Below are 15,096 nucleotides of genomic sequence, written 5' to 3' on the forward strand. Positions count from 1 at the left end.
ACGGGGGGCTGCGCAAAATTCGTCTATCCAGCCATTGCGGATTTGGCCGCTCCTATAAGGCAAGCCGGAGCGTTTGTCACCCGTCTGTCTTGTTTTTTGGCGTTTTTTGGCGCCCGGCCCGATTCGCCGGTTTGGGCGGGATTTGGGCCCATAAATCCGGCCGCCGGGCCGCCGTCAGGGCCTCGGATTGCGCCCGCCGCCAGGCCGCCACCTTGGCATGGTCGCCCGAGGTCAGGATCTCAGGGATCGGAGCCCCCTCGAACAGCTGCGGGCGGGTGTATTGGGGGTATTCCAAAAGGCCTTCGGAGAAGCTTTCCTCGGTTCCCGAGGCTTCCTTGCCCATCACCCCTGGCAGCAGCCGGACGCAGGCGTCGATCAGGGCTAAAGCTGCGATTTCGCCCCCGGACAGCACGTAATCGCCGATCGAGACCTCCTCCAGGCCCCGCCCGTCGATCACCCGCTGGTCCACCCCCTCGAACCGCCCGCAGACGATCAGGGGTCCAGGGCCCTGGGCAAGTTCGGCGACGCGGGCCTGGGTCAATGGCCGCCCCCTTGGGCTCATGAGGAGGCGCGGCCGGTCCGGACCGATCCCGGCGGCATCGATCGCCGCCGCCAGAACATCCGCCCGCAGCACCATTCCCGGGCCCCCACCGGCCGGGGTGTCGTCAACGCTACGATGGCGGTCGGTGGCGGAAGCCCGGATGTCGCGGGCCTCGATCTCCCAGAGTCCGGATGCCAGCGCCCGCCCGGCCAGGCTCACGCCGAGCGGCCCCGGAAACATCTCCGGAAACAGCGTCAGCACCGTCGCGCGCCAGGGTGAGGGGTTGGTCATTGCAGTCAGCTTAGCCAAAACCACGGCCTGTGGTTATGGGTCCCCGCTTTCGCGGGGACGACTCACCGAGGGCGCATCCTCCCCCGCGATCTCCTGCGGCAGCGCGATCACGACGCGGCCGCCCGCAATGTCGACCTCCGGCACCACCGCGTTCGAGAACGGCAGCAACATCGTCGGGCCCTTGAGGGGTGCGATCTCGATGATGTCGCCGGCGCCGAAATTGTGGACCGCGAGCACGCGGCCGAGCACGTCGCCGTCCGTGGTGACCGCAGCAAGCCCGATCAGATCGGTGTGGTAATATTCATCCTCATCGGTCGCGGGCAGTTTTTCGCGCGCGACGTAGAGTTCGATGCCGTTGAGGCGCTCGGCCTCATCGCGAGTCGCGACGCCCTTGAATGTCGCGACCAGATGATCTTTGGCCTCGCGCACCTGCGCGATTTCGAACTGGCGCCTGCCGTCCTTGGTTGACAGCGGACCGTAGCGGCGGACGGCAAACGGATCCTCCGTAAAAGTCCACAGCTTGACCGCACCGCGCACACCATGCGCGGCGCCGATCCGCGCGACGCAGACCAGCGCCGACATGGTCTAGCCTTAGCCCTTCGCGGCGGCTTCGGCCTGTGCCTTGCGCTCCTTGCGCGGCACGGCCTTCTCGGGGTTGTTGCGCGCTTCGCGCTTCTTGACGCCGGCAGCGTCGAGGAAACGCATCACGCGGTCCGACGGCTGCGCGCCCTTGGCGACCCAGGCCTTCACCTTCTCCATGTCGAGCTTGAGGCGCGCCTCGTTGTCCTTCGGCAGCAGCGGGTTGAAATAGCCGAGACGCTCGATGAAGCGGCCATCGCGGGGGAAGCGCGAATCGGCGACGACGACGTGATAGACGGGACGCTTCTTGGTGCCTGCGCGGGCGAGGCGGATAACGACGGACATTCAGTTCTCCTTCAAATACGTTTTGTTCGGTTGATTGGTATTTCGCGTCGCGCGGCCAGTTACGGCCCTCGCGACGAATTCCTCATTTCTTCTTGCCAGGAAAACCGCCGAGGCCCGGCAGCGTCGGCTTGCCGCTCAGCCCGGTCAGCCCCGGAAGGTTCGGCAGACCCTGGCGCAAGCCAGCCGGCAGATCCTTCGGCAAATTCGGCAGGCCCTGTCCGCCGCCGCTGCCCATCTTCTCCTGCAGCGCCTTCATCTCTTCGGGCGAAGGCATCTTCATGCCGCCGCCAAAGCCCATCGCCTGCGCGATGCCGGCGAGCGGGCCGCGCTTGCCCGAGCCCATGGCCTTCATCACGTCGGCCATGTTCCGGTGCATCTTCAGCAGCTTGTTGACGTGCTCGACGCTCTGGCCGGAACCTGCGGCGATGCGCTTCTTGCGGCTCGCCTTGAGCAGATCCGGATGACGGCGCTCGTCGCGCGTCATCGAATCGATGATCGCGACCTGGCGCTTCAAAATCTTGTCGTCGATGCCGGCGGCGGCGATCTGGTTCTTCATCTTGGAGATGCCGGGCATCATGCCCATCAGCCCGCTGATGCCGCCCATGTTGGCCATCTGCAACAGCTGCTCGCGCATGTCGTTGAGGTCGAACTGACCCTTGCGCATGCGCTCGGCGGTGCGCGCGGCCTTCTCGGCATCGATATTGGCGGCGGCGCGCTCGACCAGCGAGACCACGTCGCCCATGCCGAGGATGCGGCCGGCGATACGATCAGGGTGGAAGTCTTCCAGCGCGTCGGTCTTTTCACCGGTGCCGATCAGCTTGATCGGCTTGCCGGGAACGGCGCGCATCGACAGCGCCGCACCGCCGCGGCCGTCGCCGTCCACGCGCGTCAGCACGATGCCGGTGAGGCCGACACGCTGGTCGAACGAGCGCGCGAGGTTCACGGCGTCTTGGCCGGTGAGCGAGTCCGCAACCAGCAGCACTTCATGCGGGTTGGCCGCCGCTTTGATCGCCGCCGCCTCCGCCATCATCTCTTCGTCGAGCGTGGTACGGCCGGCGGTGTCGAGCAGCACGATGTCGTAGCCGCCGAGCTTGCCGGCTTCCAGCGCACGTTTTGCAATTTGCGGCGGCTGCTGGCCGGCCACGATTGGCAAAGTGGGAATGTCGAGGTCGCGGCCGAGCACGGCCAGCTGCTCCATCGCCGCCGGACGGTAGACGTCGAGCGAGGCCATCAGCACCTTGCGCTTGTCGCGCTGGACCAGGCGGCGGGCGAGCTTGGCGGTGGTGGTGGTCTTACCGGAGCCCTGCAGACCGACCATCATGATCGGCACCGGCGGCACGGAATTGACGTCGATGGTCTGGCCTTCGCTGCCGAGCGTGTTGACCAGCTCGTCATGGACGATCTTGACCACCATCTGGCCGGGGGTGACCGACTTGACCACGGTGGCGCCGATCGCCTGCTCGCGGACGCGCTCGGTGAAGCTGCGCACCACTTCGAGCGCGACGTCGGCTTCCAGCAGCGCGCGGCGCACCTCGCGCATCGCGGCGTCGACGTCCTTTTCGGTCAGCGCACCGCGCCCCGTCAGACGATCGAGAATGCCACCAAGCCGTTCCGACAGATTGTCGAACAATGCCGTTGTCCCTTGTCCTGCTCGCCAGAATTGCGATCTTCCAAACACCTTTGCGCCCGAGGGCGCACAGCGCTGTCGGGCGTTGACCTCCGGTCTCGAGGGCCGGTCGGCGGGTCGAAAAGAAAGCCTTTCCGAGAAAGTGGCGGGGTTAAACGCCCCTCCCGCGCAAAAGTCAAGGAAAGTTAGGGTGCCGGGGCGGCTTTGCCAGGGTAAGGTCCTGAAACTAGGCCTCTTTTGGCCGCCAGTTCCTTTTCCCCGGGCCCCGCCCATATAGGAGGTGATGACTTACCTCCGCCACCGTTCCTCGAAGCCCGCCCGTGCCCGTCACCCGTCGCGCGTTTTTCAGGCTGCTTGCCGGGGCCGGCGCGCTGGTCGGTCTCCCGTCCCTTTGGATGTCCCACATGAAAACCTATGACGGTCCCGCCTCCGACCATTTCGACGGTCTGAGCTTCTTCGATCCGGACGGGGCGCCGCCAAAATCGCTGCGTGAGGTGCTGCGCTGGCAGTTCAACGGCAAGCGGCAGCGCGCGAAATGGCCGGACTGGGCTCCCAGCCCTCATGCCGACACCCCGCCGGAGCGGGTCGATGGCGGCAAGGTGCGGCTCTCCTTCGTCGGTCATGCCAGCTGGCTGATCCAGACCGGCGGCCTCAACATCCTGGTCGATCCGGTCTGGTCGACGCGGGTCTCACCGGTCGCCTTCGCCGGGCCGAAACGGCACAACGATCCCGGCATCGCGTTCGAGAAGCTGCCGAAGGTCGACGTCGTGCTGGTCTCGCACGGCCATTACGATCATCTCGACATCGCGACGCTGTCGCGGCTCGCGAAGAATTTTGCGCCGCGCGTGGTCACCCCGCTCGGCAATGATGTCACGATGCGCAGCTGGGATCACACGATCAAGGTGGAAGCGTTCGACTGGCACGATCGCGTCGAGCTCGGTGGCGGCATCGCCGTGCACCTGGTGCCGACACGGCACTGGACCGCACGCGGCATGTTCGACCGCAACAAGGCGCTGTGGGCGAGCTTCGTGCTGGAGACGCCGGCCGGGAAAATCTATGTGGTCTGCGATTCCGGTTATGGCGACGGCCGGCATTTCCGTCGCGTCGCCGACAAGCACGGGCCGCTGCGCCTCGCCATCCTTCCCATCGGTGCCTACGAGCCGCGCTGGTTCATGCGCGACCAGCACATGAATCCGGAAGATGCGGTGAAGGCGCTGCGCGATTGCGGCGCCGAGGCCGCGCTCGGACATCATCACGGCACGTTCCAGCTCACCGACGAGGCAATCGACGCGCCGGCGAAGGCGCTGGTCGAAGCGCTGGATGCGGCAAAGATTCCGCAGGAGCGGTTCGTGGCGATGCAGCCCGGGCAGGTGGTGGAGATTTAGCGCGTGTACCCCTAAACTCGGCGGCGTGATGCGACGAAAGCAATGTTCGCTTTGCTCCCATTGCGACAAGTTCGTGCGGCTCTGCGCCGTTGAACCAGAAAGCCCATGACGCAACAAAACACCATGGATTTCTTTCGGTCGGAAGACCTTGATTGATCGATGGATGGAGCCGGCCTGTGGGATTTTTGCTGAGAATTGTGCTTGCAACCGCTCTCGTGAACCTTGCTCCAGCAGTCGCCCAGGCGAAGAATGCTGTCGCTTCTCCTGCCTTGCAGAAGGAATTCGATGGCTTCATCGAGAAGTTTCGCGCGGCGCTGAAGGCAAACGATCCCACCGCCGTTGCCGGTATGACACGCTTGCCGTTCATGAACGACAACGCAATTCGCGATGCCGCGCAATTTGGCGCCAAAACCTATCGGGCCTCGTTCACGGCGAAAAACCGCGCGTGTATCCAGCGCGGCAAGGCCGTTTACGACCGCGATGAATATAAGAACGACAGTTACTTCGTCTTCTGCGGCGAGCTGATCTTCGTCTTTACCAAGACGCCGGCGGGGGTCCTTTTTACTGATATCAGCGCGAATGATTGATCAGGCAATAATGCTGTCCCCCGCCGCCGGACGCATGATCGGTCGCCTCGCTCAGCGACATGCCGGATGCAGCAATCTGGGCGATAGGCCCGACTCATCAACGGAAAGGCTCGACGCGAGCACAGCCAGTTGGCTCAGCCCCTATTAACGGGCACGCATGATGAGTCCCTGCGGACGTGTTCGCAAGGACGGCACCATGGGTGTTGCGGCAACGCGCCTCTTATGAGCGGGGCTACTGCCCCTGCTTGATCGCCCAGCTCACATTCACCGTCACCGACAGCGTCTCCTCGCCCGGTGCAACGGCGGCCGGCGCAGCCATCGGTGCTGTTGCCATCCGCGCCTTGAACAGCGGTACCGGGGCGCCACCCTCGGTAATGCTGAGCGGCGCGCCCAGCGTCACGCCGGTGGCCTTGGCATAGATCTCGGCTTTGCGGCGGGCATCCGCGACGGCGCGCTCGCGCGCCTCGTCGAGCAGCTTCGAGGCCTGCGTCACCTCGAAGGAGATGTTGCCGACGTCGTTGGCACCGGCGCCGACCAGCGCGTCGATGATGCCGGCGACCTTGGTCACGTCGCGAATCTTCACGGTGACGCGGTTGGAGGCGCGGAAGCCGACCACCGGAGATGCGCCGGTGGATTTGTTCTGGCCGTATTGCGGCTGCAGCGACAGACGCGAGGTCTGGTAATCCTTCTCGTCGATCCCGGCGCCCTTCAACGCCAGCAGCACCTTGCCCATGGCGGCGTTGTTGGCGTCGGAAGCCTCCTTCGCCGTCTTGGCGTCATTGGCGACCCCGGCGTCGATCTGGGCGAGATCCGGCGCCACGGAGACATTGGCTTCGCCGCTCACCGAAATGGCGGACGGAAAGTCATCGGCAAGCGCGGGCGTCGCCAGCAGCGTGGCGAAAACGGCGGCAAGGGACGTCGCAAGTACGGCAGGCTTCTTCATCTCTCTCATTTCAGCGGTACGAAAACATTGATCACGAGCTTGTCCTCGGCGGTCTTGAGCGGATCAGTGAGGTATTCCTCGATGAAAGTGTCCTTGGCTTCCAGCCTCTTGTCGTCGAGGTGATTGGTGATCGCCTCGTAGGTGTTGTCCATGTTGTCGTAGGAGCCGCGATGGACGAATTTCAGCACCTTGCCCTCCGGCGACTTGCCGATGCTCATGTCCTTAGGCAAGTTCTTGGGATCCTGCTCGACCGGGATCTCGGCAAGGAAGGTGAAGCCGGTGTCGTCGGTCGAGGTGTAGACGATCATCGGATTGCCGGCGTGCTTGATGCCCTGCTTGTCCAGGAGCGTGTTCAGCGCCTTGAAGGCGTCAATCAGCGTGTCGAAGGCCGAGTCCCAGTTTGCGGTGCCTTTCACCATCACGACCTTCTTGGCTTCGAGCGTGGTCTCCAGGCCGAACGGATCGGCGGTCTGCACCGGGGCAGGCGTTGCGGCGGCGGCAGGGGGCGGTGCTGCCGGGCTGGGTGAGGCACTGGCTGCGGGCGAGGGCGACGTCGTCGGCGCAGGCGAGGCGCTGGCGGCAGGCGAGGCGCTCGCCGCCGGGGAGGGGGAAGCCGATGGGGCCGGCGAGGGACTTGCCGAGGCTGCCGGTGCCGGGCTTGGCGTTGCGGGGCTTGGGGTTTGCGCCAGAACCTCAGGCAGGCCAAGCGACAAGGCCGCTGCCGGGATCAGCGCGGCCAGAGCGAGACGACGAAACCTGATCATTTTATTCTCCCCAAGGCCTTGATCACCAAGGCCTTAATCATCACGCCTTGCCCACCAAGGCTTCAATGTCGGCTGTGGCCAGCCGCGTATCCCGGTTCGCGGCGAGCCGCGCCGTTTTAACACGCAAGCGCGGAATTCGTCCCATGACAGATGCGTCATGGCAGATCCCTTGGCAGACCCCTTGATCGGCGATCGCAAATCACTGGCCAAGCCGGCAAGGATCGCCATATAAGACGGGCGAAATTCGGGAATTTTCATGAGCGCGCTGGCCAATCACGCATTTGCCAAGATGAACGGCATCGGCAACGAGATCGTCGTTGTCGACATGCGCGATTCCGCAGGCCGGGTCACGCCGGACGACGCCCGCGCGGTGGCGTCCGCGAACGGCGGGGGGGCCTATGACCAGCTCATGGTGCTCTCGAGGCCGCGGCTCGACGGCACCGAGGCCTTCATTAGCATCTACAACAATGACGGCTCGGAGGCCGGCGCCTGCGGCAACGGCATGCGCTGCGTGGTCCGCCGCATCTTCGAGAAGACCGGCCAGACCAATGCGACGTTCGAGACCGCTGCTGGCCTGCTCAACGCTTGGCAGGGCCCGTCGCCGGATCTCTACACCGTCGACATGGGCGCGCCGAAGTTTGGCTGGCAGGACATTCCGCTGGCGGAAGAGTTTCGCGACACCCGCTACATCGAATTGCAGATCGGGCCGATCGATAATCCGATCCTGCATTCGCCCTCCGTGGTGAGCATGGGCAATCCGCATGCGATCTTCTGGGTCGAGGACGTCAACGCTTACGATCTCGGCCGCTTCGGTCCGCTGCTCGAAAACCATCCGATCTTCCCGGAACGCGCCAACATCACGCTCGCCCATATCGTCGATCGCGAGCACATCACGATCCGCACCTGGGAGCGCGGTGCCGGCTTGACCAGAGCCTGCGGCTCGGCGGCCTGCGCGACCGCGGTTGCGGCAGCGCGGCTGAAGCGGGCCGAGCGCAAGGTCGAGATCACGCTGCCCGGCGGCAAGCTCGGCATCGAGTGGCGCGAGCGCGACGACCACGTGCTGATGACGGGCACCGCGACCTTCGAATATGAGGGCAGATTCGATCCGGCGCTGTTCGCGCCGGTCGCCTGATGGCCGTCGAAATCGTCACCTTCGGCTGCCGCCTCAACGCCTTCGAGGCCGAGGTGATGCGCCGCGAAGCCGAAGGCGCAGGCCTCAACGACACCATCGTCATCAACAGTTGCGCGGTCACCAACGAGGCGGTGGCGCAGGCGCGGCAATCGATCCGCAAATTGAAGCGCGAACGGCCCGGGGCGCGTATCGTCGTCACCGGCTGCGCGGCGCAGACGCAGGCTGCGATGTTCGCCGACATGGCCGAGGTCGATCGCGTCGTCGGCAATGACGACAAGATGCGCCGCGAAGCCTGGCGCGAGACGCGCGATGCGTTCGATCTCGGCGCCAGCGAGAAGATCGCCGTCAGCGACATCATGGCGGTGAAGGAGATGGCGCCGCATCTCATCGACGGTTTTGCGAGCGGCCTGCCGCGCGTGTTCGTGCAGGTGCAGAACGGCTGCGATCATCGCTGCACCTTCTGCATCATCCCCTATGGCCGCGGCAACTCTCGCTCGGTGCCGATGGGCGCGGTGGTCGAGCAGGTGCGCAACCTGGCCCAGCGCGGCCATGCCGAGATCGTGCTGACCGGCGTCGACCTCACCAGCTACGGCACTGATCTGCCGGGCGCGCCGAAGCTCGGCCTGCTGACGAAGCAGATCCTGCGCCACGTGCCGGAGCTGCAGCGCCTGCGCATCTCCTCGATCGATTCGATCGAGGCCGACAACGACCTGCTCGATGCCATCTCCGACGATGCGCGGCTGATGCCGCATCTGCATCTGTCGCTGCAATCCGGCGACGACATGATCCTGAAGCGCATGAAGCGGCGGCATTCGCGGCAGGATGCGCTTCGCTTCTGCGAGCAGGTGCGCCGCCTGCGTCCCGACGTCGTCTTCGGCGCCGACATCATCGCGGGCTTCCCCACCGAGACCGCCGAGATGTTCTCGCGCTCGCTCGATCTCGTTGAGGAATGCGGCCTGACATTCCTCCACGTCTTCCCCTATTCGCCCCGCCCCGGCACGCCGGCGGCGCGGATGCCGCAGGTTGCGGGCGGTGCGATCAAGGAGCGTGCGCGACGGCTGCGTGCAGCTGGCGAAACCGCACTGCGCAAGCGGCTGCAGGCCGAGATCGGCGCGACACGCGGCGTGCTGATCGAGAGCGAGGGGCAGGGCCGCACGGAGCACTATCTGCCGGTGGCAATTGCGGGCGAGCGTGTCGGCAGCGTGGTGCCGCTGAGAATTGCCGGCAGCGATGGCGAGCGGCTGATCGCGTAGTCGGTTGACCTTCTTCCCTTGTGGGAGAAGGTGGCGTAGGCGGCCTTCGGCCGCCGTTCTTAAGAACGCCGAAGCGAAGCTTCGGCTATGGCGCCGGATGAGGGTTCTCTCCGCGAATGAGTTTCTATCGAATGTGCTGAGAGAGAACCCCTCACCCGTCTCGCCGCTATCGCGGCGAGCCACCTCTCCCGCAAGGGGAGGGGGAAGAAGTTACGACGCCCGCACCTGCCAGAACCGCAGCGTCCGCTTTGCATTCTCCGGCGTCATCCGCGCAAAATGATTCTGCGCCCGCGCGAGGTCCGCCGGCTTCATCGCGCCGGTGGCAAAGCGGCTTTCGAGCACTGCGGTGGTGGTTTCCCAGCTGAGCTGCGCCGCCTTGCACGGCACCAGCAAGCCGTCGTCGCGCAGGCTCTGCATCAGCGGACGAATGACTTCGACGGTCGATCCGGCTAACGCCGCCAGGGCGGCGGTGGTCTCCTCATAGCGCCGCTGCTTGGCGAAGCCGAGCAACGTCGCCTCGTTGAGTTGGCCGGTGGCCTTGAGGCCTGCGATGGCGCGCTTGGCGCCCTCGAAATCGCGCACCGCCGACATCTCGCGCTCGACGCCGACGGCGATGGCCGCGATCGCGCTCTGGATCTCCTCGAACAGGTGCGGCGGCGCGCGCGACAACAGGCGGGCGCGGACGGCATCGGTCGCCGAGCGCAGCAATCTGCGGCGCAGCTCCGACGGCAGGTCGACGCGGATGCCGACGCTGACGGCGAGTTCGGGATCGGCCTCGGCCTGGCCGACCATGAGGGCGAAGCCTTGTCCGGAGACGCGCGCGCCGGGATTGGCGGCGAGCCGCCGGCTGACGCTGGGATAGCGGCGCGCCAGCAACGCGTCGGTGACGATCTCCTTCAGCCACCAGCGGCCGGCGATCGCGAGCAGATGCGGCTCGCCCCTGCTTGATGCGATCTTCACCAGCTCGCCGTCGTCGAGGCGGGCGGATTCCTGCAGCACGGGACCGGCGATCCGGATCTCGTCATTGCTGGCAAGGCGGCGCATGACGGAGGGCGGCGCCTGCGCGACCGGCGCCAGTTGCGCGCTGATCTCGGCGAGTGCGATTCGTGCGCCCATGTCGGCAAGCGCGCGCAGCTCGATGGTGCGGATCAGACGCTCGAGCACCTCGTCGAACAGCGCGATCTGCTCGTCGTCGAAGCTGCCGGCGGAAGAGAGGAATAAATCGGTGACGCGCCGGGCGGTCTCGAGGCCCTTTTCCGCCGAGCCCGCTCGAATCGCGGATTCGACCTCGTCGATGATCGATAGCTTGGCCTTGGACATCACGCCCTGCTCGTCCTGAGCGGTTACAGAAGCTTGTTCTAAGCAACCGTCATCCTTAGCGGCGAGCACTGAAGGTTTGGTAAACCATGGCTCCATGCCCCTCATCACGACCCTCATCCCGAGGAGCCCGCGAAGCGGGCGTCTCGAAGGATCGAGGCGGGGTCATTCATGGTTCGAGATGCCGACGCGCCTCCTCACCATGAGGGCTGGCAATCGGCCTACCCCCCATTCCACCCGCAGGCGCGGAGTTTTTCGTGCATATGCGGCGGGGCCGGTGCCACGACGCGGATCGGCTCCTTATTCCGGGAGATCGGCACCACGATCTCGCGGGAATGCAGATGCAGGCGCGGCTCGCCGAAGCGCGGGCCGTTGCCGTAAATGTTATCGCCGAAAATCGGCCAGCCGGTCGCGGCCGCGTGCACCCGCAATTGATGGGTCCGCCCGGTTACCGGTTCCATGGCCAGCCAGGTCAGGCCGTCGCCCCGGCCCATCACTTTCCAGTTGGTGACCGCCTTCTGGCCGTCCGGATCGGGCTTCTGCCACCAGCCCCGCTCGGCATTGAGCCGGCCGAGCGGCATGTCGATGGTGCCTTCGTCCTCGGCAGGCCCGCCCTCGACCACGGTCCAGTAGGTCTTGCCGATCTTGCCATGCTTGAAGAGGAGGCCGAGCGAGGCGGTCGCCTTGCGATGGCGGCCGAGCACGAGGCAGCCGGAGGTGTCCTTGTCCAGCCGGTGGGCCAGCACCGGCGGCCGCGGCAGGCCGAACCGCAGGGCGTGGAAGGAGTCCTCCAGATTGGGGCCGCCCTTGGGGCCGCGATGCACCGGCAGGCCGGCCGGCTTGTCGATGATCAGCATCAGCCCGTCGCGGTGGAGCACGCGGGCCAGGATCTCGTCGGCGGTCAATTGGGGAACATCGAGCAATTGCAAGACTTTCGGTCAAGGCTTTCGTTTGCGAGCCGGAACGGCTAACACGCCCCCATGAACGATACCACCTCCGAGACCCCCAAGCTGAGCTGGTGGCGTCGCCTGTCCAACGGGCTGAAGCGCACCTCGTCCTCGCTCGGGACCGCGGTCGCCGACCTCGTCACCAAGCGCAAGCTCGACCGCGCCATGCTCGACGACATCGAGGACGTGCTCCTGCGCGCCGACCTCGGCACCTCCGTTGCGGTGCGGATTGCGGACGCCGTCGGCACCGGCCGCTACGACAAGGCGATCTCGGCGGACGAGGTCAAGGACGTCGTTGCGACCGAGGTCGAGAAGGTGCTGTCGCCGGTGGCAAAGCCGCTTGTGATCGATGCGGCCAAAAAGCCGTTCGTCATCCTCGTGGTCGGCGTCAATGGCTCCGGCAAGACCACCACGATCGGCAAGCTCTCGCAGAAATTCGCATCCGAAGGCCGCAAGGTGATGCTGGCCGCCGGCGACACGTTTCGTGCGGCAGCGATCGAGCAGTTGAAGGTGTGGGGCGAACGCACGAAAACGCCTGTCATCGCCGGCGCGCAGGGCTCGGACTCCGCAAGCCTCGCCTTCAACGCGCTCACCGCGGCGAAGGAGCAGGCCATCGACGTGCTGCTGATCGACACCGCCGGGCGTCTGCAGAACAAGGCCGAGCTGATGAATGAGCTCGAAAAGGTCGTGCGCGTCATCCGCAAGGTGGATGACACTGCGCCGCATGCCGTGTTGCTGGTGCTGGATGCTACTGTCGGCCAGAACGCGCTGTCGCAGGTCGAGGCGTTCCACCGCACCGCCGGGGTCACCGGCCTCGTGATGACCAAGCTCGACGGCACCGCGCGCGGCGGCATCCTGGTGGCGCTCGCGGAGAAATTTAAACTGCCGGTGCATTTCATCGGCGTCGGCGAAGGCGTCGACGATCTCGCGCCGTTCACCGCGCGCGACTTCGCCCGCGCCATCGCCGGAATTGAGTAGCTTCATCCTTCGAGACGCCGCTTGCGCGGCTCCTCAGGATGAGGTCGTGCCACATAAGAGGTCCTCATCCCAAGGAGACCGCGAAGCGGTCGTCTCGAAGGATGGGAGAGACGGAAGAGAGAATGGACAAGACCCAGCCGCATCCGCTGTTCAAGCTGGCGACCGAGCTCGGGCCGCTGCTCGTGTTCTTCTTCGTGAACGCGAAGTTCAATCTGTTCGCCGCGACCGGCGCCTTCATGGTGGCGATCGTCGCTGCGATGGCCGCCTCCTATGTGGTGACGCGCCACGTCCCGATCATGGCAATCGTCACGGGCGTGATCGTGCTGGTGTTCGGCACGTTGACGCTGGTGCTGCACGACGAGACCTTCATCAAGGTCAAGCCGACCATCATCTACGGCCTGTTCGCCGCGATCCTCGGCGGCGGCCTGTTGTTCGGCCGCTCCTTCATCGCCGTGATGTTCGACCAGGTGTTCAATCTGACCTCGCAGGGCTGGCGCATCCTCACGCTGCGCTGGGCGCTGTTCTTCGCCGGCATGGCGGTGCTGAACGAGATCATCTGGCGGACCCAGAGCACGGACTTCTGGGTGAACTTCAAGGTGTTCGGCGTGCTGCCGCTGACGGCCATCTTCGGCATGATCCAGATGCCCCTGATCAAGCGCTATCACCTCGAGCCGGTCTCGCTGGAAGCCAGCGAGGCCGAGGCGGGGGATGTGCGGAAGGGGTGAGGGCCTCTCCGCCGTCATTGCGAGCGAAGCGAAGCAATCCAGAATGCCTCTGCGGAGGGACTCTGGATTGCTTCGTCGCAAGAGCTCCTCGCGCTGACGGTCTTGGCTAAGACTCTGCCTTCAGCGCCTTCTCCATCTGCGGCAACAGTACATTCTGCAGATTGCTCGGCGTGATAGGGCCGACCAGCTTGTAGACGATGGTGCCCTCGCGGCCGACGATGAAGGTTTCAGGCACGCCGTAGACGCCCCATTCGATCGAGGCGCGGCCGTTGGCATCCACGCCGACGCGGCCGAACGGGTTGCCGTAGCGCCCCAGGAAGCGCCGCGCATTCTCGGTCGCGTCCTTGTAATTGATGCCGACCAGCTGGAAGCGCTTGTCCTTGGCGAGCTCGGTCAGGAGCGGCGCCTCGTCGTGGCACGGCACGCACCAGGAGGCCCAGACGTTGACCAGGCTCACCTTGCCCTTGAACGCGGCGGGGTCGAGGCCCGGCACCTGCGCATTGTCAGCCTGCAATCCCTCGAGCGGCGGCAGCGCGGTCTGCGGCGCGGGACGGCCGATCAGCGCGGAGGGAATCCGCGAGGGATCGCCGCTGCCGAGCCGGAACCAGAACAGCAGCGCAAGCCCGATGAAGGCGATCAGCGGCAGCACCATCAGGAACGTGCGGCGCTGCGGCGCTGCGGAGGCAGGTTGATCGCTCATCGCATGTCCGTCGCGCTGCGGCCGGACCGGCGCGTGATGCCGCGCTCTTCCAGCTCGCGCAGGCGCTGCGTCTGGTTGCGATAGTCGTGCCCGATCCAGCCGATCAGGATCGCGACCACGAGGGCCGCCGCGGCATAGGAGGTCACGATGAAGGATGCATAAGGACCGAGCGATGTCATCATGCGGCCCCGACTTCGTTCGACGCGTTTTGTCCGCGCGGGCCGGCGCCCATCTCGCTCGAGAACGCGACGCGGCTCGCCTGCATCATTTGCAGCGAGCGGACGCGGCGGCGCAGGATCTCGTTGCGCATCGCAGCCAGATGCAGCGTGACGAACAGCAGCGTGAACGCGACCGCCATCACCAGGAGCGGAATCAGGAACGATTTGTCGAGCGCCGATCCGCCTATGCGCATCACCGACGCCGGCTGGTGCAGCGTGTTCCACCAGTCGACCGAGAATTTGATGATCGGAAGGTTGAGCGCCCCGACCAGGGTCAGCACCGCGGCGGCGCGTGCCGCGCGCGAGGGATCGTCGACCGCGCGCCACAGCGCCATCAGGCCGAGATACATCAGGAAGAGAATCAGCACCGAGGTCAGCCGCGCATCCCATTCCCAATAGGTACCCCACATCGGCCGGCCCCACAGCGAGCCCGTGAGCAGCGCGAGGAAGGTGAAGGCGGCGCCGATCGGCGCGGCGGCCTTGGCGGCGACGTCGGCGAGCGGATGACGCCACACCAGCGTGCCCAGCGAGGCGATGCTCATGACGCCCCAGACGAACATCGACAGCCAGGCATTGGGCACGTGGATGAACATGATCTTCACGGTCGCGCCCTGCTGGTAGTCGTCGGGCGCCAGCGCAGCCTGATAGAGGCCGATCGCAAGCAGGAGCACGGTCGCGGCCGCAAGCCACGGCAGGACCCGCGCTGTCAGCGCGAGGAACCGCGTGGGGTTGGCGAGGTCGATCAGTGTCATGGTACCCTGATA

17 protein-coding genes are annotated in these 15,096 nt (G+C 65.6%); 6 read left to right on the forward strand and 11 right to left on the reverse strand.

Annotated features, from left to right (window positions below):
• Nucleotides 1–76: 76 nt before the first annotated feature.
• The 4 genes from trmD to ffh all read right to left on the reverse strand — a co-directional run bounded on the left by trmD (nucleotide 77) and on the right by ffh (nucleotide 3,386).
• The gene (trmD, locus tag X268_RS33595) at nucleotides 77–832 is read right to left on the reverse strand and encodes a tRNA (guanosine(37)-N1)-methyltransferase TrmD (protein ID WP_128928925.1); all 756 of its coding nucleotides are present in this window, start codon (nucleotides 830–832) and stop codon (nucleotides 77–79) included.
• 33 nt (nucleotides 833–865) lie between these two features.
• Nucleotides 866–1,414 (reverse strand): ribosome maturation factor RimM, encoded by a 549-nt coding sequence (gene rimM, locus X268_RS33600; RefSeq protein ID WP_128928926.1) that lies wholly within the window; start codon nucleotides 1,412–1,414, stop codon nucleotides 866–868.
• A 9-nt stretch (nucleotides 1,415–1,423) separates the two neighbouring features.
• Complete coding sequence (rpsP, locus tag X268_RS33605) at nucleotides 1,424–1,756, reverse strand: 30S ribosomal protein S16 (RefSeq protein ID WP_128928927.1); 333 nt, start codon at nucleotides 1,754–1,756, stop codon at nucleotides 1,424–1,426.
• An 82-nt stretch (nucleotides 1,757–1,838) separates the two neighbouring features.
• Nucleotides 1,839–3,386 carry a signal recognition particle protein gene (gene ffh, locus X268_RS33610; protein WP_128928928.1) on the reverse strand — a complete coding sequence of 516 codons (1,548 nt, stop codon included), beginning with the start codon at nucleotides 3,384–3,386 and terminating at the stop codon, nucleotides 1,839–1,841.
• Nucleotides 3,387–3,703: 317 nt separating this feature from the next.
• On the opposite strand from ffh, the gene X268_RS33615 reads away from it, so the two are divergent.
• Complete coding sequence (locus X268_RS33615) at nucleotides 3,704–4,768, forward strand: MBL fold metallo-hydrolase (protein WP_164938062.1); 1,065 nt, start codon at nucleotides 3,704–3,706, stop codon at nucleotides 4,766–4,768.
• Nucleotides 4,769–4,944: 176 nt separating this feature from the next.
• A complete protein-coding gene (locus tag X268_RS33620; protein WP_245477726.1) occupies nucleotides 4,945–5,355 on the forward strand; it encodes a hypothetical protein in 411 nt (136 codons plus the stop codon).
• Between the two features lie 232 nt (nucleotides 5,356–5,587).
• Here the strand turns inward: X268_RS33620 and X268_RS33625 are convergent, their stop codons facing one another.
• Complete coding sequence (locus X268_RS33625; protein ID WP_164938063.1) at nucleotides 5,588–6,298, reverse strand: SIMPL domain-containing protein; 711 nt, start codon at nucleotides 6,296–6,298, stop codon at nucleotides 5,588–5,590.
• Nucleotides 6,299–6,303: 5 nt separating this feature from the next.
• The gene (locus tag X268_RS33630; RefSeq protein WP_128928931.1) at nucleotides 6,304–7,062 is read right to left on the reverse strand and encodes a GyrI-like domain-containing protein; all 759 of its coding nucleotides are present in this window, start codon (nucleotides 7,060–7,062) and stop codon (nucleotides 6,304–6,306) included.
• A 256-nt stretch (nucleotides 7,063–7,318) separates the two neighbouring features.
• Between X268_RS33630 and dapF the strand changes: the two genes are divergently transcribed.
• Nucleotides 7,319–8,194: a diaminopimelate epimerase gene (gene dapF, locus X268_RS33635; RefSeq protein ID WP_128928932.1), complete on the forward strand. Its 876-nt coding sequence runs from the start codon at nucleotides 7,319–7,321 to the stop codon at nucleotides 8,192–8,194.
• A complete protein-coding gene (gene mtaB, locus X268_RS33640; RefSeq protein WP_128928933.1) occupies nucleotides 8,194–9,447 on the forward strand; it encodes a tRNA (N(6)-L-threonylcarbamoyladenosine(37)-C(2))-methylthiotransferase MtaB in 1,254 nt (417 codons plus the stop codon). Before dapF ends, mtaB begins: the two co-directional genes overlap by 1 nt.
• A gap of 210 nt (nucleotides 9,448–9,657) precedes the next feature.
• Here the strand turns inward: mtaB and X268_RS33645 are convergent, their stop codons facing one another.
• Nucleotides 9,658–10,767, reverse strand: coding sequence for a DUF2336 domain-containing protein (locus tag X268_RS33645; protein WP_128928934.1), 1,110 nt, complete (start codon nucleotides 10,765–10,767; stop codon nucleotides 9,658–9,660).
• Between the two features lie 218 nt (nucleotides 10,768–10,985).
• Entirely contained in the window at nucleotides 10,986–11,687 is a 702-nt protein-coding gene (locus X268_RS33650; RefSeq protein WP_164938064.1) for an RluA family pseudouridine synthase, read from the reverse strand.
• Nucleotides 11,688–11,744: 57 nt separating this feature from the next.
• On the opposite strand from X268_RS33650, the gene ftsY reads away from it, so the two are divergent.
• A complete protein-coding gene (ftsY, locus tag X268_RS33655) occupies nucleotides 11,745–12,689 on the forward strand; it encodes a signal recognition particle-docking protein FtsY (RefSeq protein ID WP_128265185.1) in 945 nt (314 codons plus the stop codon).
• A gap of 122 nt (nucleotides 12,690–12,811) precedes the next feature.
• The gene (locus tag X268_RS33660; protein WP_128928935.1) at nucleotides 12,812–13,414 is read left to right on the forward strand and encodes a septation protein A; all 603 of its coding nucleotides are present in this window, start codon (nucleotides 12,812–12,814) and stop codon (nucleotides 13,412–13,414) included.
• Nucleotides 13,415–13,520: 106 nt separating this feature from the next.
• Here the strand turns inward: X268_RS33660 and X268_RS33665 are convergent, their stop codons facing one another.
• From X268_RS33665 to X268_RS33675, 3 genes are read right to left on the reverse strand one after another with little or no spacing between them, the layout of a single operon-like run.
• Complete coding sequence (locus X268_RS33665) at nucleotides 13,521–14,114, reverse strand: DsbE family thiol:disulfide interchange protein (RefSeq protein WP_128928936.1); 594 nt, start codon at nucleotides 14,112–14,114, stop codon at nucleotides 13,521–13,523.
• A complete protein-coding gene (gene ccmD, locus X268_RS33670; RefSeq protein ID WP_128928937.1) occupies nucleotides 14,111–14,296 on the reverse strand; it encodes a heme exporter protein CcmD in 186 nt (61 codons plus the stop codon). Before ccmD ends, X268_RS33665 begins: the two co-directional genes overlap by 4 nt.
• Nucleotides 14,293–15,084, reverse strand: a complete 792-nt coding sequence (locus tag X268_RS33675) for a heme ABC transporter permease (RefSeq protein ID WP_128929467.1) — start codon at nucleotides 15,082–15,084, stop codon at nucleotides 14,293–14,295. Before X268_RS33675 ends, ccmD begins: the two co-directional genes overlap by 4 nt.
• Nucleotides 15,085–15,096 lie beyond the last annotated feature (12 nt).

Origin of the sequence: Bradyrhizobium guangxiense, assembly GCF_004114915.1 — a bacterium.
GTDB lineage: Bacteria > Pseudomonadota > Alphaproteobacteria > Rhizobiales > Xanthobacteraceae > Bradyrhizobium > Bradyrhizobium guangxiense.